Source organism: Flavobacterium sp. UBA6135 (assembly GCF_002428305.1).
GTDB lineage: Bacteria > Bacteroidota > Bacteroidia > Flavobacteriales > Flavobacteriaceae > Flavobacterium.
On sequence record NZ_DIVJ01000047.1, the window covers coordinates 1 to 18,519 of the forward strand.

Consider the following 18,519-nt stretch of genomic DNA (forward strand, 5'->3'; position numbering starts at 1 on the left):
TCAATCAATTCGTTTTGGGCATTTCTAAAACGGATAATATCCGTATCTTCATAACCATCAGGAAATTTCTCCACTAGCATGGATAAGATATCATTCGTAAGTTTGGCATAGTCAACAATAATTCTTCTCATAAAAAAATCTGTTATAAATCAAGTAAGTAAGCAAAAATTAAGGGTGCAACAATGGTTGCATCCGATTCAATAATAAATTTGGGGGTGTTAATATCTAATTTTCCCCACGTAATTTTTTCGTTAGGTACTGCTCCTGAATAGGAACCATAACTAGTGGTTGAATCAGATATTTGGCAAAAATAACTCCAAAACGGAATGTTGTGCATCTCCATGTCTTGGTATAACATTGGTACTACACAAATAGGGAAGTCGCCGGCAATTCCTCCTCCAATTTGAAAAAAGCCAACGCCTTTTCCTTCAGAGTTTTTAGGATACCAATCGGCTAACCACATCATGTATTCAATACCACTTTTCATAGTAGTGGGTTTGAACTCACCTTTGATACAATAGGAGGCAAAAATGTTACCCATTGTACTGTCTTCCCATCCGGGAACAACTATTGGAAGGTTTTTTTCAGCTGCAGCAACCATCCAAGAATCTTTTGGATCAATTTCGTAGTATTGTTTTAAAACACCCGAGTTGATCATTTGATACATGAATTCATGTGGAAAATAACGCTCACCTTTAGAATCCGCATTATTCCATATGTCGAACAAATGTGATTGTAATCTACGGAAAGCTTCTTCCTCGGGAATGCAGGTGTCGGTAACTCTATTATAATGATTTTCTAATAAGTCCCATTCGTCTTGTGGACTTAAATCTCTGTAATTAGGAACTCTTTTATAGGAGTTATGAGCAACAAGGTTCATAATATCTTCTTCCAAATTGGCTCCGGTGCAAGAAATGATGTGTACTTTATCTTGACGAATCATTTCAGCTAATGATTTTCCTAACTCAGCCGTACTCATCGCTCCGGCAAGGGTAATCATCATTTTCCCGTTTTCAAGCAAATGTTGTTCATATCCTTTTGCGGCATCAACAAGAGCTGCAGCGTTGAAATGAAGATAATTTTTTTCAATAAATTGACTAATAGGACCTTTACTCATTTTCTATTTCTTAGTTTGTATGCAATTAATCGTTGTCCAAAGAAAAACTTTTTTTTCTTAAAAGACAAACACTTTTTTGTGTCAAAAATGTTATTTTTTCTCGTATCCTAATATCGATAATACTTGTTCGGCACTCTGTTGTTCTGAAAAAACTTCCGTTGCCAAAATTCCGTTTTCATCTCGATCAATTAAAATATGTTTGGGTTGCGGAATCAAACAATGGTGTAATCCGCCAAAACCTCCAATGGTTTCTTGATAAGCTCCTGTGTTGAAAAATCCAATATATAACGGTTTTTCTTTATTGTATTTTGGTAAATAAACCGCATTCATATTTTGTTCCGAGTTGTAATAATCATCACTATCACAAGTCAATCCTCCCAACAAAACCCGTTCGTAAGTGTCGTTCCAACGGTTGATAGCCAACATTACAAAACGCTTGTTGATTGCCCAAGTGTCCGGTAATGTAGTGATAAAAGAGGAATCAATCATGTTCCATTTTTCACGATCATTTTGTTGTTTTTGATACAGTACTTGATAAATAGCACCGCCGCTTTCACCAACCGTAAACGAACCAAATTCAGTAAATATGTTTGGTACATCTACATCGGCTTCTTCACAGGAGATTTTTATTTGATTGATAATTTCGTCAATCATGTATTGGTAATCGTATTCAAAAGCGAGCGAATTTTTAATAGGGAAACCGCCACCTATATTCAAACTGTCTAGGGTTGGACATTCTTTTTTCAATGCCACATATACTTTCATACATTTTAACAACTCATTCCAATAATAAGCTGTGTCACGAATGCCTGTATTGATGAAAAAATGCAGCATTTTTAGTTCCACATTTTTATTTTCCTCTATTTGTTTTCTGTAGAAAGGAACAATGTTTTTGTACCCTATACCTAAACGGGAAGTATAAAACTCAAATTTAGGTTCTTCTTCAGCAGCAATTCTAATTCCGATTTTGAATTTACCGTCAATTTTTTCTTGCAGTAAATCCAATTCTTCGTAATTATCAATAACAGGTATGGTTTTGTTATGACCGTTATTGATCAATCGGGCAATGTTATCAATATATTGTTCACGTTTAAAACCATTGCAAACTACATAGGTGTTTTTATTGATTTTACCTTCCGCCATCAAGTTTTCTACAATGTCAATGTCAAAAGCAGAAGAAGTTTCAATGTGGATGTTGTTTTTGAAGGCTTCATTCATAATGAAACTGAAATGTGAACTTTTGGTACAATAGCAGTAATAGTACTTGGCATCGTACTTATTTTTCTCCATTGCTTTTCTAAACCAACCTTTTGCACGGTTGATGTTATTAGAAATTTGTGGTAAATAAGTGAACTTTAACGGAGTTCCATATTGCTCTACAATTTTCATTAAATCGATGTTGTGAAACTGTAGGTTATCTTTATTTAAAGTAAATTCTTCTTGTGGAAAGTAGAAGGTTTGATTGATTAAGTCGAAGTATTTTGTGTTCATTTAGATGTCAATAATTTAGATTAAAAGTAATGTAAAAAAAGATGCAATCTAAATTTCAAACTCGAATATTTGCAAAAACAATTTGCAGTTTTTCGTGTAATTGTATCAAACTTTCTGAAGTATCAAAATTGATGGAGTTTTTATGCGTCACAGAATTTTTCATAAAACGTTGAAAAGTCCAATGAAGTCCAAAGGTTTCTTTGGAAAATACATTTCTATTTTGATTGTTTTTCATTGTGGCAAATGTAAAAAATATTATAACGGTATTACAAACCTTTACTTAAAAAAAATGTTATCTTTTATAATCTTCAAAAGAACCTATAATCCATTCTTTTTCAGTATTTTGATTAATTTTTATTGTACCAATTCCATTCAGTAATACAAATTGAACCGTTCCGTATTCATTTTTCTTATCGTGAATCAATAAATCAACAATGGGTTGGATGTCTGTTTCATCAAAAATTACTTTATCAAAAAGGGATAAAATGGTTTTTTTGATTTGTAAGTAATCTTCTTTTTGAATTAATTCTTTTTGTAGCGAAATATAGCTTTCTAAAATCATACCAACGGCAATGGCTTCACCGTGTAACAATGTAGTTTTTTTGATGTTTTCAAGAAAGTAACTTTCAATAGCATGACCCAGCGTGTGTCCGAAATTTAAGGCTTTTCTAATTCCGTTTTCAGTTGGATCTTGCAAAACTATGGCATTTTTTATGAGCACTGATTCATAAATCAAAGTATCTAAATCTTCAGCATTTTGTTGGTTCAATTGGGTGAACTTTTCCCAATACAATTTATCATAAATCAAACCGTGTTTCATCATTTCTGCCAATCCGGATCGCATTTGATTTTGTGGTAATGTTTCTAAAAATGAAGTATCAATCACAACCGCTTTTGGATTGTTGATGACGCCAATTTGATTTTTTAAATGATCCAAATCAACACCGTTTTTTCCGCCAATTGAAGCATCAACCATAGCCAAAAGGGTAGTGGGAATATTAATAAAGTCGATTCCTCTTTTGAATGTAGATGCAATAAATCCACCAATATCAGAAATGACACCTCCACCTAAATTTAATACTATAGATTTTCTATCACCACCCAACTCAGTCAAACTATTCCATAATTGAACACAAGTTTCAATGGTTTTAAATTCTTCTCCAGGTTCAATTTCAATGATTTCCATATTTAGTTCAGCTGAAATTTGTGATAGAAAATGAGCCAAACAATTCTCATTGGTATTGGTATCCACTAAAATGAAATGTTTGGAATAATTATTTTCCTCTAAAAATTGATTTAGAAATTGATATCCTAAATGGTTGAAATAAATGTAGTAATCTGACGCTTGTATGTTTTCCATGGAAACGAATATGATTTGATGTTCTTAACTAAAGCCATTACAAAATAACTAAAATTAATGGAGTTTTATAAGCTGTAATGCTTCTAAATTTTGTGATTACTATATTATCATTAGACAATGTGGTTGTTTTCTCCTATATTTACAGCTAATTTAAAAATACAAACCTACTATCATGAAAACAAAAATTAAATTCTTTGCATTGCCTTTTTTAGCGTTACTTGTTTTATTTGCCGGTTGTAGCAGTGACGACTCAAAAAGTGCTGATAATCTTTTTATCAAATTTACACACAACGGAGTACAATATAATTTTATTGATCCTTATACTTCAACTTCCTTATCAAAAAACATCCGATATTTTGAAGGTTCTGATGATTCATTTGTTGATATCTCTTTGTGGATGCCATTAGTTTCTCAAGTGGGAACATTTGTAGTAACAGACACTCCTTCTGATGTAGAATCTTACAATGCAAGTTTTAGTTTGGGACAAGATCTTAACCTTGATGCTACTTCAGGAAGTATTACTATTACTAGTGTGAGTTCAGAATACATCCAAGGTACTTTTACTTTTTCCGGAACTTCTTTTGAAGGAGAAGAGGTTGTAGTTACAAACGGTTCATTTAGAGCTTATAATATTCAAGATTAATTATATTAATTAGTAAATAAAAAAGGCTTAACAGTTATAGTTGAGCCTTTTTTTATATGCTAATTTTTTATTTAAATTATTATAGCAAGTTGCTATTTTAATTTTACTACACTACTTATCTTTGTATTATTATTTTGAAAAAATGGATAAATTATTTGACAATACCCAAGTTGCCTTTTCTTTAAAAAGCGATACCGAACTTGATAGAGCTTATTTTCTTTTTAAGATGATTAACAATGAACCACTTGTTCGGATAGGAACAGCGGTTACTAATTTTGCTTTGAAAGCACATTTACCTGTTGAAGGGTTGATAAGAGCATCTGTTTTTGATCATTTTTGTGGCGGTGTGAGTGAAGAAGATTGTATTCCTGTGATGGATAAAATGTATTCAAAAGGCGTTTCTTCCGTGTTGGATTATTCTGTGGAAGGCAAGGAAGATGAAGCACAATTTGATTCTGCTACTCAAAAGATTTTAAAAATCATTGAGTTTGCTGCAGAAAAAGAAGCCATTCCGTTTGGTGTTTTTAAGCCAACAGGATTTGGCAGGATTGATTTGTATGAAAAAGTAGGAGCCCAAAAAACGCTTACTGATGCAGAACAAGCAGAATGGAGTAGAGTAGTAGCACGATATGATGCGGTTTGTAAATTGGCTCACGAAAAAAATTTACCTTTATTAATTGATGCAGAAGAGAGTTGGATGCAAGATGCTGCAGATGATTTGGTAACACAAATGATGCAAAAATACAACAAAGAAAAAGCTATTGTTTTCAATACCTTGCAATTGTATCGTTGGGATCGTTTGGATTATTTGAAAAAATTACATGCCCAGGCACAAGAAGAAGGTTTTTATATTGGTATGAAATTGGTTCGCGGAGCCTACATGGAAAAAGAAAACAGTCGTGCAGAAGAAAAAGGCTATCGCTCTCCGATTTGTGCAACCAAACAAAAATCAGACGATAATTATGATGCCACAGTTCACTATATGATTGAACATCTTGACAAAATGGCCATTTTTGCGGGAACGCACAACGAATTAAGTTCGTATAAATTAATGCAATTGATGGAATCAAAAGGAATTGCCAAAAATGATTCCAGAATTTGGTTTGGTCAATTGTTTGGTATGAGTGATAACATTAGCTTTAATTTAGCAGCAAAAGGTTACAACATTGCCAAATATTTACCTTTCGGGCCTGTTCGAGATGTGATGCCTTATTTGATAAGACGTGCCGAAGAAAATACATCTGTTGCAGGACAAACCAGTCGGGAATTAATGTTGATTACCAAAGAGCGAAAACGCAGAAAAATAGAAGATTAATTGAAAAAAAAAGCCAATCAAGGAATAGACTTTAGATTGGCTTTTTGATTAGTTTATTTTTTTTCAATTTCCTTTAATACGGCTTTGCTTTCATAATTGATAACCGTTAAAATAATAGGTGTATTGTCTTTTGTTTTTCCTTCAACAACATATAATTTTCCGTTACCAACTTTAATATTGCTTTTTCCAAAATCTACATCACCATAAGTTAAAGTATTTTTTATATCGGTGGAATCAACCCATTTTTCTGAAAGTATTAATTTTACTTCATCAGAATATTGAAAGGGTTTACTTCTAATGTCTTTTAAAACCCTACAATTTGGCAAATAGCAAAAAGTAACTCCTCTCGACTCTGCTTTGGCTCCTAAAAAGTAAACTAAAAAGATAACGCCCAATAATAATCCGAAGAGGAAAAAGGACAATCGTTGATAAAATTTCATTTTCGTGTAATTTGACTGCAAAAATAACTACAATTCTTGAAGTCACCTAACTTTATTTGGTCTTAAAAAACAATTAAATTAATATCACTATTGGGTAAATCAAACCAATCACCAATGGCTTTGTTAGTTAAAATTCCATGATAAAAATAGACCCCGTTTTTTAATCCACGATTGCATCGGATGGCACTTTCTAGTCCGCCGTCTTCTGCAATTTGAATTAAATAGGGGCTCAAAATATTACTAATTGATAACGAGGCAGTTTTAGAATATCGTGAAGGAATGTTAGGAACGCAATAATGGATAATGTTGTTTTTTACAAAAGTTGGTTTTTCATGTGTAGTAATTTCAGAAGTTTCAAAACAGCCACCTGTATCGATGCAAACATCAACAATAACGGCACCTCTTTTCATGTGTTCTACCATAGTTTCTGAGACAACTACCGGCGTTCGGTCTTCTCCTTTCATAGCTCCAATGGCAACATCGCAACGACGTAAAGCTTTCAAAAGACTTTTTTGTTGGATGGTGGAAGTAAAAATACGTTGGCTCAAGTTGTTTTGCAGTCGACGCAATTTTGTAATAGAGTTATCGAATACTTTCACATTGGCACCCAGTCCGATTGCTGTTTTTGCAGCAAATTCAGCTACGGTTCCGGAACCAATAATAACAACTTCTGTGGGAGGAACTCCAGTGATATTTCCAAACAACAAGCCTTTCCCAACTTGTTGATTGATCATTAATTCTGCCGCGATCAATACAGAGGCAGTTCCCGCAATTTCACTCAACGACTTTACCGCAGGATAAGAACCATCTTCATCTTTTATAAATTCAAAGGCCAAAGCCGTAATTTTCTTTTTGGCTAAAGCTGTAAAATATTCTTTTTTTCGTGTTTTTAACTGAATAGCCGAGATAACAATGGTACCTTGATTTACCATTTCAATTTCTGCCATCGTAAGCGGTTCAACCTTTAAAATCATCGGACAACTAAAAACCTTTTTTGGGTCTTGTGTAACTTCCGCTCCCGCATCACTGTATTCTTTGTCGGAATAACTCGAACTTTCTCCGGCACCTGATTCCAACATTACTCTATGACCGTGATTGGCTAACGAACTTACCGCATCAGGAGTTAAACAGATTCTACGTTCCTGATATGACGTTTCTTTTGGAATGCCAATAAACAATTCACTCTTGTGTCGGGCTATTTCAAGCTTCTCTTCCTGTGGAAGTAATTGTTGTTTGGAAAAGGGTGTAATTGGCATAGGTAATGTTATGGAAATTAACGACTAATTTAGGCAATTTTTTTATACGTAAATAATTTTATTTTTCTAAGTCAACTAATTTAAAATTAAGTAATGGTGAGTTGTCTTATTCCATCCTCTAAAGTTTCAATGGAAAGAACGGTATGGTTCTCAGGAATTAAATTCGGAATTTTTTCTGCCCACTCAATAAAACACCAATGTCCGGAATACAAATAGTCTTCAATGCCAAAATCCAAAGCTTCTAATTCGTTTTTTAATCGATATACATCAAAATGGTATATGAATCCATCAGCCGTTTCATATTCATTTACTAGAGAGAAAGTAGGACTGGATGTTGTGTTTTTAACGCCAAGTGCCTTAGCTACTTCTTTTATGAAAGTGGTTTTTCCGGCACCCATTTCGCCATGTAATACAACCACCCGTTGGGGTTTTGCATCTAAAAAAAATTGAACCGCCTCATGGATAGTGGTTAAATCAAAACAATATGTCATTTTTTAAACATGTATTTTTTATGTTATTTTGGATTGAAAACCAAAAAAGGCACAATCATTTCTTCTAAAGAAATACCACCGTGTTGATAGGTATTTCTATAATAACTCACATAATGATTGTAATTGTTTACATAGGCCAAGAACAAATCATTTTTTGCAAAAATAAACGAACTACTCATATTGATAGCCGGTAATCCTACTTTTTTTGGGTCTTTGATTACAAAAACATCTTTATCTTCATAAGTCAAACTTCTTCCGGTTTTGTATCGAAGGTTTAAACTTGTGTTTTTGTCACCAATAACTTTGGATGGGTTTTTAACATTAATGGTGCCATGATCGGTTGTCAGGATGAGTTTGAAACCCATTTGTTGTGCCAGTTGAATCATTTCTAAAAGAGGGGAGTTTTTAAACCAGCTTAAAGTCAATGAACGATAGGCTTTGTCATTAGAAGCCAATTCTTTTACCACATCCATTTCAGTTTTGGCATGTGAAAGCATGTCTACAAAATTATAAACAATCGTGGTTAAATCGTTGTTTTTTAGTCCTTTGAAATTTTCAACTAATTTTTTTCCATCTTTAAAATTGGTTATTTTAAAATAATCACTCTTAATGTTCAAACCTAATCGTTTGAGTTGAGCTTCTAAAAATTCGCCTTCATAAAGGTTTTTTCCGCCGTCTTCCACATCGTTTTTCCAATATTGCGGAAATTGTTTTTCCATTTCAAGAGGTGTTAAACCCGAAAAAATGGCATTTCTGGCATATTGTGTTGCTGTGGGAAGCATCGCATAATAAGCATATTCTTTTTCTAATTTGTAGTGGTTGTTTATTACACTTTCAAACGCTTTCCATTGATCGTAACGCAAATTGTCAATAACAACAAACAAAATAGGCTTGTCTTTCTTTACAAGTTCCGGAACCACATATTCCCTGAATAATTTATGCGACAAGACGGGTTTGTCGGCCTTTTCATCAAACCAATCTTCGTAGTTTTTTTCAATAAATTTCCCAAACTGCATGTTTGCTTCTGTCTTTTGTGATTCTAGAATAGAAATCAACCCTTGGTCTTCAATGTTTTCTAATTCCAATTCCCAAAACAATAGCCGTTTGTACAAATCAGTCCAATCTTCAAATGAGTTGACCATCGCCATATCCATGGCAATTTTGCGAAACTCTTTTTGATAATCTAGTGTGGTCTTTTCGGTGATTAATCTGGAATGATCTAAGTTCTTTTTTAAACTCAATAAGATTTGATTGGGATTTACAGGTTTAATCAAATAGTCGGCAATTTTAGAACCGATAGCTTCTTCCATGATATATTCCTCTTCACTTTTAGTAATCATAATCATGGGAATGGAAGATTTTAATTCTTTCATTTCTGATAAGGTTTCCAAGCCACTCATTCCGGGCATGTTTTCATCCAAAAAAACAATATCAAAATTGTCATTTTCAAAAACATCAATGGCATCTCTACCGTTGTTACAAGTAGTTACCTTGTAGTTTTTTGATTCTAAAAAAAGAATATGTGGTTTTAATAAATCAATTTCATCATCCACCCAAAGTATTTTTATGTTGTTCATAGTTTTGATATCTATTTATGACGGCAAGTTAGGTATTCACCAACGAAAGAAATTACAAAGTTATTGTAAATGTTGCTATAAATTAGTAAAAAAAGTGTGTGTACAATTATTGAATTCTACCATTTTTAAAATGACAACTATTTTGTAAAATTTTAATACAGATTAACACCTCAGGAATTGAAATTACAACCCTTTAAATTTTCATTATATTTGCAATCAAATTACTTACACTTTGAGTCACACCAATAAACTTAAAATTTTTAACGACCCAATATATGGTTTCATAACCATTCCAAATGAATTTATTTTTGATTTGGTACAACATCCTTATTTTCAACGATTGCGGCGTGTGTCTCAAATGGGATTGTCTTATTTGGTATATCCAGGAGCTCATCATACACGATTTCATCATGCTTTAGGTGCCATGCATCTTATGCAAAAAGCGGTTGAGGTACTACGATTTAAAGGTGTTGCACTTTCCAAAGACGAAGAAACGGCATTGTATTGTGCGATTTTGTTACATGATATTGGACATGGCCCTTTTTCACATGCTTTAGAACAAAGTATTGTTGAAAATTTACACCACGAAGCACTTTCGTTGTTGTTTATGAATCGTTTGAATGTTGAATTTGAAGGAAAATTATCATTGGCAATTCAAATTTTTAAAGGAGATTATCACAGAAAGTTTATGCTTCAATTGATATCAAGTCAGTTAGATATGGATCGAATGGATTATCTCAAACGAGACAGTTTTTATTCAGGTGTTGCCGAGGGAAATATCAATTCAGACCGATTGATACAAATGCTAAATGTAGTAAATGACGAATTGGTTTTGGAAGAAAAAGCAATTTATTCTATTGAAAAGTTTTTGATGGCCAGACGTTTGATGTATTGGCAAGCCTATCTTCATAAAACCAGTTTGGTAGCAGAACTCATGTTGATTAGAGTCTTTAAACGAGCCAAGGAACTTTTACAGAAGGGGACAGATTTATCGTGTAGCAAACCGTTAAAATTCTTTTTGCAAAATAGAATTGAATATTCTGATTTTAATAATGATACATTAGATCAATTTGCTCAACTGGACGATTTTGATATCATAAGTGCCATTAAAGTTTGGCAACATGAATCGGATTTTATTTTAAGCTCATTGAGTAGAATGCTACTTCATCGTGATTTATTAAAAATAAAGGTGAGTAATGATAAGTTCGAAAAAGAATCACTTACCACTTTAAAACAACAACTTGTAAGTATTTATCCTATTTCATTGGCTGAGACTGATTATTTTATTTTTAAGGGAAAGATTAAAACATTGGGTTATAATAAAGCAATTGAACCAATTAAAATTGTGAAGAAAGATAGAAAAGTTGAAGATGTTGTTGTCGCTTCGGATCAATTAAATTCAAAGGCTTTTTCTAAGCCTGTGACTAAATTCTACAGTTGTTTTCCAAAAGTACTTACAGAAAGTAGTAAATAATAGGTAGATTTTTATATTTTTGTCAAGATGAAATTTACTGCAACTCAAATAGCAAGCATTTTAGAAGGCGATGTCGTTGGCAACCCCAACGCAGAAGTCTATAAACTGTCAAAAATTGAAGAAGGCTCAGAAGGTTCGTTGACTTTTTTGGCTAATCCAAAATATAATAACTACATCTATTCTACAAATGCTTCCATTGCTATTGTAAATAAAACATTTATTCCTGAGTTTGATTTATCGGTTACTTTAATCAGGGTAGAAGATGCTTATAAATCCTTCTCTAAATTGTTAGAATATTACAATCAGGTAAAACTAATGAAGTCAGGAATTGAGCAACCCACTGTTATTTCTGATGAAGTGACTTATGGTGATGGTTTGTATCTGGGTAGCTTCAGTTATATAGGTAAAAATGTAAAAATTGGTAAAAATGTAAAAATTTACCCCAATAGTTTTATTGGTGATAATGTTACTATTGGTGATAATTGTATATTTTTTGCAGGTGTTCGAATTTATTCAGAAAGCGAAATAGGAAACAATTGCACCATTCATTCGGGAACAATTATTGGTTCTGATGGATTTGGTTTTGCACCAAAACCTGATGGGACTTATGATAAAGTGCCACAAATAGGTAATGTTATCATTGAAGATAATGTAGAGATTGGTTCTTGTTCCACAATAGACAGAGCAACTTTAGGGTCAACCATCATTAGAAAAGGAGTGAAATTAGACAATCAAATTCAAGTGGCTCATAATGTTGAAATAGGGGAGAATACAGTGATAGCTGCTCAAACCGGTATTGCAGGTTCTACAAAAATTGGTAAGAATTGCTTAATTGGCGGACAAGTAGGAATTGCAGGTCATCTTGTTATCGGTGATAGTGTAAGGATACAAGCTCAATCGGGAATTGGTAAAAATTTAAAAGAAGGAGAAACAGTACAAGGTTCTCCGGCATTCAATTATGGTGACTTTTCCAAGTCTTATGTTCATTTTAAGAACTTACCAAAACTGATTAATGACTTAGAACAAATTAAAAAAGATATAAAATAAAATTTAAAATTATGGTTAAGCAAAAAACCATTCAAAACGAAATCACTTTAAAAGGTGTTGGTTTACATACGGGTAAAGAAGTTACTATGACATTCAAACCGGCACCAGTAAATAACGGCTTTACTTTTGTTCGTGTTGATTTAGAAGGAAGTCCAATCATTGAGGCTGATGCTAATTATGTTGTAAATACACAACGAGGAACTAATTTAGAAAAAAATGCGGTTAAAATTCAAACCTCCGAACACGTTCTTGCTGCTTGTGTGGGTTGTGATATTGACAATTTGATAATTGAATTAAACGCATCTGAGCCACCAATCATGGATGGTTCTTCAAAATATTTTGTAGAAGCATTAGAAACAGCCGGAGTTGTTGAACAAGATGCCGAACGAAGTGTGTATGTAGTAAAAGAAGTTATTTCTTATACCGATGAATCTACAGGAAGTGAAATTTTAGTGATGCCTTGCGATACTTATCAAGTTACTACAATGGTAGATTTTGGCACGAAAGTATTAGGTACACAAAATGCTAATTTGAAATGTGTCTCTGATTTCAAAAAAGAAATTGCCAATGCCAGAACGTTTAGTTTTTTGCATGAATTGGAAACCCTTTTAGAAAACGGACTAATTAAAGGTGGTGACTTAAATAACGCTATTGTTTATGTGGATAAAGAAATATCGCCATCAACAATGGAAAACTTAAGAGTTGCTTTTGGAAAAGATAAAATATCGGTCAAGCCAAATGGAATTTTAGATAATTTAACTTTACATTATCCAAACGAAGCCGCTCGTCATAAACTATTGGATGTGGTTGGTGATTTAGCTTTGATTGGAACCCGAATTCAAGGGAAGGTAATTGCAAACAAACCCGGACATTTTGTCAATACACAGTTTGCAAAAAAACTATCTAAGATTATTAAAATAGAACAACGCAATCAAGTGCCAACCTATGATTTACATCAAGAACCTTTGATGGATATTCATAAAATCATGGCAATGCTTCCTCACAGACCACCATTTTTATTGATTGATAAAATATTTGAATTATCAGATAAACATGTTGTAGGTTTGAAGAATGTAACAATGAATGAGCCGTTTTTTATAGGCCACTTTCCGGATGCTCCAGTAATGCCTGGCGTTTTGATTGTTGAAGCGATGGCTCAAACCGGTGGAATTTTGGTGTTAAGCACAGTACCGGATCCGGAGAATTACTTGACCTATTTCATGAAAATTGATAATGTGAAATTCAAACATAAAGTATTACCCGGTGATACCTTAATTTTTAAATGTGATTTAATATCACCTATTCGTAGAGGTATTTGTCACATGCAAGCCAATGCTTATGCGAACGGAAAATTAGTTGCTGAAGCAGAATTGATGGCACAAATAGCAAAAAAGAACTAATAAAGTAAGTATGAATCAACCTTTAGCATACGTCCATCCAGGAGCAAAAATTGCAAAAAATGTAGTAATCGAACCTTTTACTACTATCAATAATAATGTAATAATTGGCGAAGGCACATGGATTGGCTCCAATGTTACCATCATGGAAGGTGCAAGAATTGGAAAGAATTGCAATATATTTCCAGGTGCCGTAATCTCTGCGGTGCCTCAAGATTTAAAATTTGGTGGTGAAGATTCACTGGCCATAATTGGCGACAATACAACAATTAGAGAATGTGTTACCATCAATAGAGGAACAGTCGCTTCCGGTCAAACAACCATCGGGAAGAATTGTTTAATTATGGCAACGGCTCACGTTGCTCATGATTGTCACATTGGTGATAATGCTATAATTGTAAATGGAGTTGCTTTGGCAGGTCACGTTACCGTTGGAAATTTTGCAATCATCGGCGGTTTAGCAGCAGTGCATCAGTTTATAAATATTGGTGATCATGCTATGATTTCGGGAGGTTCCTTAGTCAGAAAAGACGTTCCACCTTTTACAAAAGCAGCAAAAGAACCACTTTCTTATGTGGGAATCAATTCAGTTGGTTTGAGAAGAAGAGGTTTTACCTCTGAAAAAATTAGAGAGATTCAAGAAATTTATAGAATATTATACCAAAAAAATTATAACACATCACAAGCGGTAAGCATTATAGAAGCCGAAATGGCAGCTTCTCCTGAGCGTGATGAGATTCTTCAATTTATCCGAAACTCATCAAGAGGAGTTATGAAAGGATATACCGGGGTTTATTAATGAGTTAATTGGTAAAAGGCAATGGGTAATAGGAACGTTTTTTCTACGTTCAAAAAAAATAAAATTTAAAATTCAAAATAAAAAAGTAATGGCAAGTACATCAGATATTAGAAACGGATTATGCATCAAACACAACCACGATATTTATAAAATCATTGAATTTCTTCACGTAAAACCGGGTAAAGGTCCTGCATTTGTTAGAACAAAATTAAAAAGTTTAACCAACGGAAAAGTGTTAGACAATACTTTTTCTGCCGGTCATAAAATTGATGTAGTTCGTGTTGAGACGCATACTTTTCAATTTCTTTATTCAGAAGGAAATGAGTTTTATTTTATGAATACCGAAAGTTTTGAACAAATTACTCTTAATAAAGATGTTTTAGATGCACCGGATTTATTGAAAGAAGGAACCAACGTAATGGTTCAAATCAATACAGAAACTGATTTACCATTATCTGTTGATATGCCGGCTTCAATTATTTTAGAAGTAACTTATACAGAACCTGGAGTTAAAGGAAATACAGCTACCAATGCTACAAAACCAGCAAAAGTAGAAACAGGAGCTTCTGTAAATGTGCCTTTGTTCATCAATGAAGGAGATAAAATTAAAATAGATACTGCATCGGGTAATTACATGGAGCGTGTAAAAGAATAATTTCAAAAATCAATTTCAATTACAAAAATCAATTTCAATAACAAATTTCAAGTTTTATGAAATTTCCAAAAACACATTCGCTTAAAGAAATAGCTCAAATTATTGGTAGTGAATTTGTTGGAGATGAAAATTTTCCGGTTCAAGGTATGAATGAAATTCATGTGGTGGAGCCCGGTGATATTGTTTTTGTTGATCATCCTAAATATTATGATAAAGCTTTAAAATCTGCGGCAACAATCGTTTTAATTAACAAACAAGTTGATTGTCCGGAGGGAAAAGCATTGTTGATTTCTGATGATCCTTTTCGTGATTTTAATAAATTGACCAATCATTTCAGACCGTTTACTTATTCTAATGTATCCATTGCACCTTCAGCTCAAATTGGTGCGGAAACAATAATTCAACCCAATTGTTTCATTGGAAATCATGTGAAAATCGGGTCTAATTGTCTTATACATGCTAATGTTACTATTTATGACCATTGTATAATTGGTGATAACGTAATTATTCAAGCCGGAACCATCATCGGAGCTGATGCTTTTTATTATAAAAAACGTCCTGAAGGCTTTGATCAATTGTTATCCGGAGGAAGAGTAGTGGTGGAGGATAATGTTGGAATAGGAGCTTTGTGTACCATAGACAGAGGTGTTACAGGTGACACTACAATTGGAGCCGGAACAAAAATTGACAACCAAGTGCATGTTGGTCATGATACTGTTATCGGAAATAAGTGTCTAATTGCTGCTCAAACCGGAATTGCCGGTTGCGTAATAATTGAAGATGAGGTAACACTTTGGGGACAAGTTGGTACTACAAGTGGAATAACTATAGGAACCAAAGCTGTAATTATGGGGCAAACCGGTGTAACTAAATCGATTCCCGGAGGGAAAACATATTTTGGAACACCAATTGAAGAATCCAGAGAAAAGTTAAAAGAATTGGCTTACGTAAAAAGGATACCAGAAATTTTAGAAAAATTGAAATAAGATGAATGCTAAAGAAATTGTATTAGATTTTTATAATTCAGATGCTTTATCTAATCCCGAATTAATGGATTCTTTCTTGCATCCTGATGTAGTTTTAGAATGGAATAGTAGTAAAGGTTTTGTAAAAAAATCACGAGAGGATTTACTTGCATTGGCTGAAGAATTAAAAATTGCTTATGTTTCTTCCATTGTACAAATTCATCATATTATAGCAGAAAACAATGAGGTGGCGGTTCGATATACTCATTTTGCCACAACCATTGAAAATCCAAATCACATCAATGTCTTAGCTAATTTTTTTGTTGTATGGGAAGTTCAAGACGGTAAACTTTTTAAAGGTTATCAAATGAGTCAATTACCTTAAGTTGAAATTAAATGTTTAATTAATAAAAATTTACTTGAGAATTTCGCGTCAAAAACCTACTTTTGCATCACCATTTTAAATATAATTTAATAAAAATATCATGAGCGTTTTAGTTAATAAAGATTCCAAAATAATTGTTCAAGGTTTTACAGGTAGTGAAGGAACATTTCACGCCTCACAAATGATTGAATATGGTACCAATGTTGTTGGAGGAGTTACTCCCGGAAAAGGTGGGTCAACCCATTTAGACCGTCCTGTTTTTAATACAGTGAAAGATGCTGTAGAACAAGCCGGTGCTGACACCACTATTATTTTTGTACCACCTGCCTTTGCTGCTGATGCCATTATGGAAGCTGCTGATGCGGGAATTAAAGTAATTATTACAATCACAGAAGGAATTCCTGTAGCTGATATGATTAAAGCATATGCTTATATAAAAACTAAAGGTTGTCGTTTAATTGGTCCAAACTGTCCGGGTGTTATCACGCCTGAAGAAGCGAAAGTAGGTATTATGCCAGGCTTTGTTTTCAAAAAAGGAAATGTTGGAATCGTTTCAAAATCAGGAACGTTAACCTATGAAGCGGCAGACCAAGTTGTAAAACAAGGATTAGGAATTACTACAGCTATCGGGATTGGTGGTGATCCAATCATTGGAACCACAACCAAAGAAGCAGTAGAATTATTAATGAATGATCCTGAAACGCATTGTATTGTAATGATTGGTGAAATTGGAGGACAATTAGAAGCCGATGCTGCAAAATGGATTAAAGCTGACGGAAATCGAAAGCCGGTTGTTGGTTTTATCGCAGGTGAAACGGCTCCAAAAGGAAGAACAATGGGTCACGCAGGTGCTATCGTTGGTGGTGCAGATGACACAGCAGAAGCGAAGAAAAGAATTATGAGAGAAAGCGGAATTCACGTTGTTGATTCACCAGCTGAAATTGGTAAAAAAGTAAAAGAAGTTTTAGGATAATCATCCAAAAATATAAAGTTATGATAAGCCTTGATTAGTCAGGGCTTATTTTTTTTAAATATAAAATAGAAGAATAGAAATGTATAAAGAAGGTAGCAAATTTAAAAATAGTGGAAATTTTCAATTTTCGTCAAACGATGACTTGGAAGTGGTTTGTAATGCACCAAATGATGCCAGTGGTGTATTTTTGGTTTATAATGTTGAAGAAGATAATAAAGAATTAATTATGGTAGGATCTACCGGAACTGTTCAAAATGACGGTACGTTAAAAGCCAAAAATGGTGGCTTGTATGATAAAATCGTTAACGGACAGCAGTTTGCTAAAACCGCTCGAAAATATTCTTGGAAAACACAATTAAAACTAGAAAAAATTGAAGCGGTTGAGGTTTTTTGGTATGAAACTTATAACAGCAAAACCAAAGTAATTCCAACGTTTGTTGAAGGACAAATTTTGCAATTGTTTTTAAAGGAGAATGGAAAGTTGCCGAGGTGGAATGTGGCTTTTTAAAAAGATTAAGTAAATTACTATTTTTAATAAATCTACAAACAACAAAATGAAACACCTAGCACTATTAAGAGGCATCAACGTATCCGGTCACAATATGATTAAAATGGATACTTTAAAAATCATCCTTGAAAATAGTGGATTTCAAAATGTGGAAACCTACGTTCAATCCGGAAATGTTTTTTTAGAAACGGAGGATGAAAACCCACAAAGTGTTGGTTTTACTATTAAACAAGAAATTGCAAAACAATTAGGTTTAGATGTTCCTATTATTGTAATCAGTAAAACTGACTTAGAAAAATGCCTGACTAATAATCCTTTTTTTAATGAAAAAGGAGTTGATACTAAAAAACTATATGTTGCCTTTATCTCAAAAGAATTAAACAATTCTGCATTGAACGAATTAAAAATAAGTCAATTTAAACCCGACGAAGCCTTCATAGATGGAAACAGAATCTATATGAAATTAGAAACCGGTGCAGGAAATACAAAATTGACTCAAAAATACATCGAAAAAAAGTTAAATGTAACGGCTACAAGTCGAAATTGGAATACGGTGAATAAGTTGATTGAACTATTTTAGGGGTTTAAAAGTTTAAGAGTTTATAGGTTTAAAAGTTCTGCGTTGC

General features: G+C 33.4%; 20 protein-coding genes and 1 pseudogene. 12 read left to right on the top strand and 9 right to left on the bottom strand.

Annotation, left to right across the window (positions count from 1 at the left end; genetic code table 11):
• The 5 genes and pseudogenes from B3L86_RS11300 to aroB all read right to left on the bottom strand — a co-directional run.
• Positions 1-131: pseudogene (locus B3L86_RS11300) on the bottom strand (DNA primase); the annotation flags it as partial.
• Positions 132-142: 11 nt separating this feature from the next.
• Positions 143-1,117, bottom strand: a complete 975-nt coding sequence (locus B3L86_RS11305) for a deoxyhypusine synthase family protein (protein WP_188362190.1) — start codon at positions 1,115-1,117, stop codon at positions 143-145.
• Between the two features lie 90 nt (positions 1,118-1,207).
• Entirely contained in the window at positions 1,208-2,608 is a 1,401-nt protein-coding gene (locus tag B3L86_RS11310; protein ID WP_291119097.1) for an arginine decarboxylase, read from the bottom strand.
• A 55-nt stretch (positions 2,609-2,663) separates the two neighbouring features.
• On the bottom strand, positions 2,664-2,843 hold the full coding sequence (locus tag B3L86_RS11315; protein ID WP_291119099.1) for a hypothetical protein: 180 nt from the start codon (positions 2,841-2,843) through the stop codon (positions 2,664-2,666).
• Positions 2,844-2,900: 57 nt separating this feature from the next.
• Positions 2,901-3,968 carry a 3-dehydroquinate synthase gene (gene aroB, locus B3L86_RS11320; protein WP_291119101.1) on the bottom strand — a complete coding sequence of 356 codons (1,068 nt, stop codon included), beginning with the start codon at positions 3,966-3,968 and terminating at the stop codon, positions 2,901-2,903.
• A gap of 172 nt (positions 3,969-4,140) precedes the next feature.
• Here aroB and B3L86_RS11325 point away from each other — a divergent pair, with 172 nt between their 5' ends.
• Complete coding sequence (locus B3L86_RS11325; protein WP_291119103.1) at positions 4,141-4,611, top strand: DUF6252 family protein; 471 nt, start codon at positions 4,141-4,143, stop codon at positions 4,609-4,611.
• 142 nt (positions 4,612-4,753) lie between these two features.
• Positions 4,754-5,926 (top strand): proline dehydrogenase family protein, encoded by a 1,173-nt coding sequence (locus B3L86_RS11330; protein WP_291119107.1) that lies wholly within the window; start codon positions 4,754-4,756, stop codon positions 5,924-5,926.
• A gap of 53 nt (positions 5,927-5,979) precedes the next feature.
• On the opposite strand, the gene B3L86_RS11335 is transcribed toward B3L86_RS11330, so the two are convergent.
• From B3L86_RS11335 to B3L86_RS11350, 4 genes are all read right to left on the bottom strand, one after another.
• The gene (locus B3L86_RS11335; RefSeq protein ID WP_291119110.1) at positions 5,980-6,366 is read right to left on the bottom strand and encodes a DUF4258 domain-containing protein; all 387 of its coding nucleotides are present in this window, start codon (positions 6,364-6,366) and stop codon (positions 5,980-5,982) included.
• A gap of 62 nt (positions 6,367-6,428) precedes the next feature.
• Positions 6,429-7,622, bottom strand: coding sequence for an alanine dehydrogenase (locus B3L86_RS11340; RefSeq protein ID WP_291119113.1), 1,194 nt, complete (start codon positions 7,620-7,622; stop codon positions 6,429-6,431).
• Positions 7,623-7,708: 86 nt separating this feature from the next.
• Positions 7,709-8,113 (bottom strand): tRNA (adenosine(37)-N6)-threonylcarbamoyltransferase complex ATPase subunit type 1 TsaE, encoded by a 405-nt coding sequence (gene tsaE, locus B3L86_RS11345; protein ID WP_291119116.1) that lies wholly within the window; start codon positions 8,111-8,113, stop codon positions 7,709-7,711.
• Between the two features lie 23 nt (positions 8,114-8,136).
• Positions 8,137-9,690 (bottom strand): bifunctional response regulator/alkaline phosphatase family protein, encoded by a 1,554-nt coding sequence (locus tag B3L86_RS11350; RefSeq protein ID WP_291119119.1) that lies wholly within the window; start codon positions 9,688-9,690, stop codon positions 8,137-8,139.
• Between the two features lie 232 nt (positions 9,691-9,922).
• On the opposite strand from B3L86_RS11350, the gene B3L86_RS11355 reads away from it, so the two are divergent.
• The 10 genes from B3L86_RS11355 to B3L86_RS11400 all read left to right on the top strand — a co-directional run bounded on the left by B3L86_RS11355 (position 9,923) and on the right by B3L86_RS11400 (position 18,473).
• A complete protein-coding gene (locus tag B3L86_RS11355; protein WP_291119122.1) occupies positions 9,923-11,164 on the top strand; it encodes an HD domain-containing protein in 1,242 nt (413 codons plus the stop codon).
• Positions 11,165-11,191: 27 nt separating this feature from the next.
• On the top strand, positions 11,192-12,211 hold the full coding sequence (gene lpxD, locus B3L86_RS11360) for a UDP-3-O-(3-hydroxymyristoyl)glucosamine N-acyltransferase (RefSeq protein ID WP_291119125.1): 1,020 nt from the start codon (positions 11,192-11,194) through the stop codon (positions 12,209-12,211).
• A gap of 11 nt (positions 12,212-12,222) precedes the next feature.
• On the top strand, positions 12,223-13,611 hold the full coding sequence (locus tag B3L86_RS11365) for a bifunctional UDP-3-O-[3-hydroxymyristoyl] N-acetylglucosamine deacetylase/3-hydroxyacyl-ACP dehydratase (protein ID WP_291119128.1): 1,389 nt from the start codon (positions 12,223-12,225) through the stop codon (positions 13,609-13,611).
• A 10-nt stretch (positions 13,612-13,621) separates the two neighbouring features.
• A complete protein-coding gene (gene lpxA / locus B3L86_RS11370) occupies positions 13,622-14,407 on the top strand; it encodes an acyl-ACP--UDP-N-acetylglucosamine O-acyltransferase (RefSeq protein WP_188362203.1) in 786 nt (261 codons plus the stop codon).
• An 88-nt stretch (positions 14,408-14,495) separates the two neighbouring features.
• A complete protein-coding gene (efp, locus tag B3L86_RS11375; RefSeq protein ID WP_291119133.1) occupies positions 14,496-15,062 on the top strand; it encodes an elongation factor P in 567 nt (188 codons plus the stop codon).
• Between the two features lie 56 nt (positions 15,063-15,118).
• Positions 15,119-16,048, top strand: coding sequence for a UDP-3-O-(3-hydroxymyristoyl)glucosamine N-acyltransferase (locus B3L86_RS11380; RefSeq protein WP_291119137.1), 930 nt, complete (start codon positions 15,119-15,121; stop codon positions 16,046-16,048).
• Between the two features lies 1 nt (position 16,049).
• Positions 16,050-16,412 carry a nuclear transport factor 2 family protein gene (locus B3L86_RS11385; RefSeq protein ID WP_291119139.1) on the top strand — a complete coding sequence of 121 codons (363 nt, stop codon included), beginning with the start codon at positions 16,050-16,052 and terminating at the stop codon, positions 16,410-16,412.
• 100 nt (positions 16,413-16,512) lie between these two features.
• Complete coding sequence (gene sucD, locus B3L86_RS11390; RefSeq protein WP_188362207.1) at positions 16,513-17,385, top strand: succinate--CoA ligase subunit alpha; 873 nt, start codon at positions 16,513-16,515, stop codon at positions 17,383-17,385.
• Between the two features lie 79 nt (positions 17,386-17,464).
• Positions 17,465-17,893 (top strand): hypothetical protein, encoded by a 429-nt coding sequence (locus B3L86_RS11395; RefSeq protein WP_291119142.1) that lies wholly within the window; start codon positions 17,465-17,467, stop codon positions 17,891-17,893.
• Between the two features lie 46 nt (positions 17,894-17,939).
• Entirely contained in the window at positions 17,940-18,473 is a 534-nt protein-coding gene (locus tag B3L86_RS11400; RefSeq protein ID WP_291119145.1) for a DUF1697 domain-containing protein, read from the top strand.
• Positions 18,474-18,519 lie beyond the last annotated feature (46 nt).

What these genes read in the sequence shown, in the direction of transcription:
- B3L86_RS11325 (WP_291119103.1), top strand. Translation starts at nt 4,141, where the DNA reads ATGAAAACAAAAATTAAATTCTTTGCATTGCCTTTTTTAGCGTTACTT.
- B3L86_RS11335 (WP_291119110.1), bottom strand. Translation starts at nt 6,366, where the DNA reads ATGAAATTTTATCAACGATTGTCCTTTTTCCTCTTCGGATTATTATTG.
- lpxA (WP_188362203.1), top strand. Translation starts at nt 13,622, where the DNA reads ATGAATCAACCTTTAGCATACGTCCATCCAGGAGCAAAAATTGCAAAA.
- B3L86_RS11350 (WP_291119119.1), bottom strand. Translation starts at nt 9,690, where the DNA reads ATGAACAACATAAAAATACTTTGGGTGGATGATGAAATTGATTTATTA.
- efp (WP_291119133.1), top strand. Translation starts at nt 14,496, where the DNA reads ATGGCAAGTACATCAGATATTAGAAACGGATTATGCATCAAACACAAC.
- sucD (WP_188362207.1), top strand. Translation starts at nt 16,513, where the DNA reads ATGAGCGTTTTAGTTAATAAAGATTCCAAAATAATTGTTCAAGGTTTT.
- B3L86_RS11400 (WP_291119145.1), top strand. Translation starts at nt 17,940, where the DNA reads ATGAAACACCTAGCACTATTAAGAGGCATCAACGTATCCGGTCACAAT.
- B3L86_RS11340 (WP_291119113.1), bottom strand. Translation starts at nt 7,622, where the DNA reads ATGCCAATTACACCCTTTTCCAAACAACAATTACTTCCACAGGAAGAG.
- B3L86_RS11380 (WP_291119137.1), top strand. Translation starts at nt 15,119, where the DNA reads ATGAAATTTCCAAAAACACATTCGCTTAAAGAAATAGCTCAAATTATT.
- B3L86_RS11315 (WP_291119099.1), bottom strand. Translation starts at nt 2,843, where the DNA reads ATGAAAAACAATCAAAATAGAAATGTATTTTCCAAAGAAACCTTTGGA.
- lpxD (WP_291119125.1), top strand. Translation starts at nt 11,192, where the DNA reads ATGAAATTTACTGCAACTCAAATAGCAAGCATTTTAGAAGGCGATGTC.
- B3L86_RS11395 (WP_291119142.1), top strand. Translation starts at nt 17,465, where the DNA reads ATGTATAAAGAAGGTAGCAAATTTAAAAATAGTGGAAATTTTCAATTT.
- B3L86_RS11305 (WP_188362190.1), bottom strand. Translation starts at nt 1,117, where the DNA reads ATGAGTAAAGGTCCTATTAGTCAATTTATTGAAAAAAATTATCTTCAT.
- aroB (WP_291119101.1), bottom strand. Translation starts at nt 3,968, where the DNA reads ATGGAAAACATACAAGCGTCAGATTACTACATTTATTTCAACCATTTA.
- B3L86_RS11310 (WP_291119097.1), bottom strand. Translation starts at nt 2,608, where the DNA reads ATGAACACAAAATACTTCGACTTAATCAATCAAACCTTCTACTTTCCA.
- B3L86_RS11385 (WP_291119139.1), top strand. Translation starts at nt 16,050, where the DNA reads ATGAATGCTAAAGAAATTGTATTAGATTTTTATAATTCAGATGCTTTA.
- B3L86_RS11330 (WP_291119107.1), top strand. Translation starts at nt 4,754, where the DNA reads ATGGATAAATTATTTGACAATACCCAAGTTGCCTTTTCTTTAAAAAGC.
- tsaE (WP_291119116.1), bottom strand. Translation starts at nt 8,113, where the DNA reads ATGACATATTGTTTTGATTTAACCACTATCCATGAGGCGGTTCAATTT.
- B3L86_RS11365 (WP_291119128.1), top strand. Translation starts at nt 12,223, where the DNA reads ATGGTTAAGCAAAAAACCATTCAAAACGAAATCACTTTAAAAGGTGTT.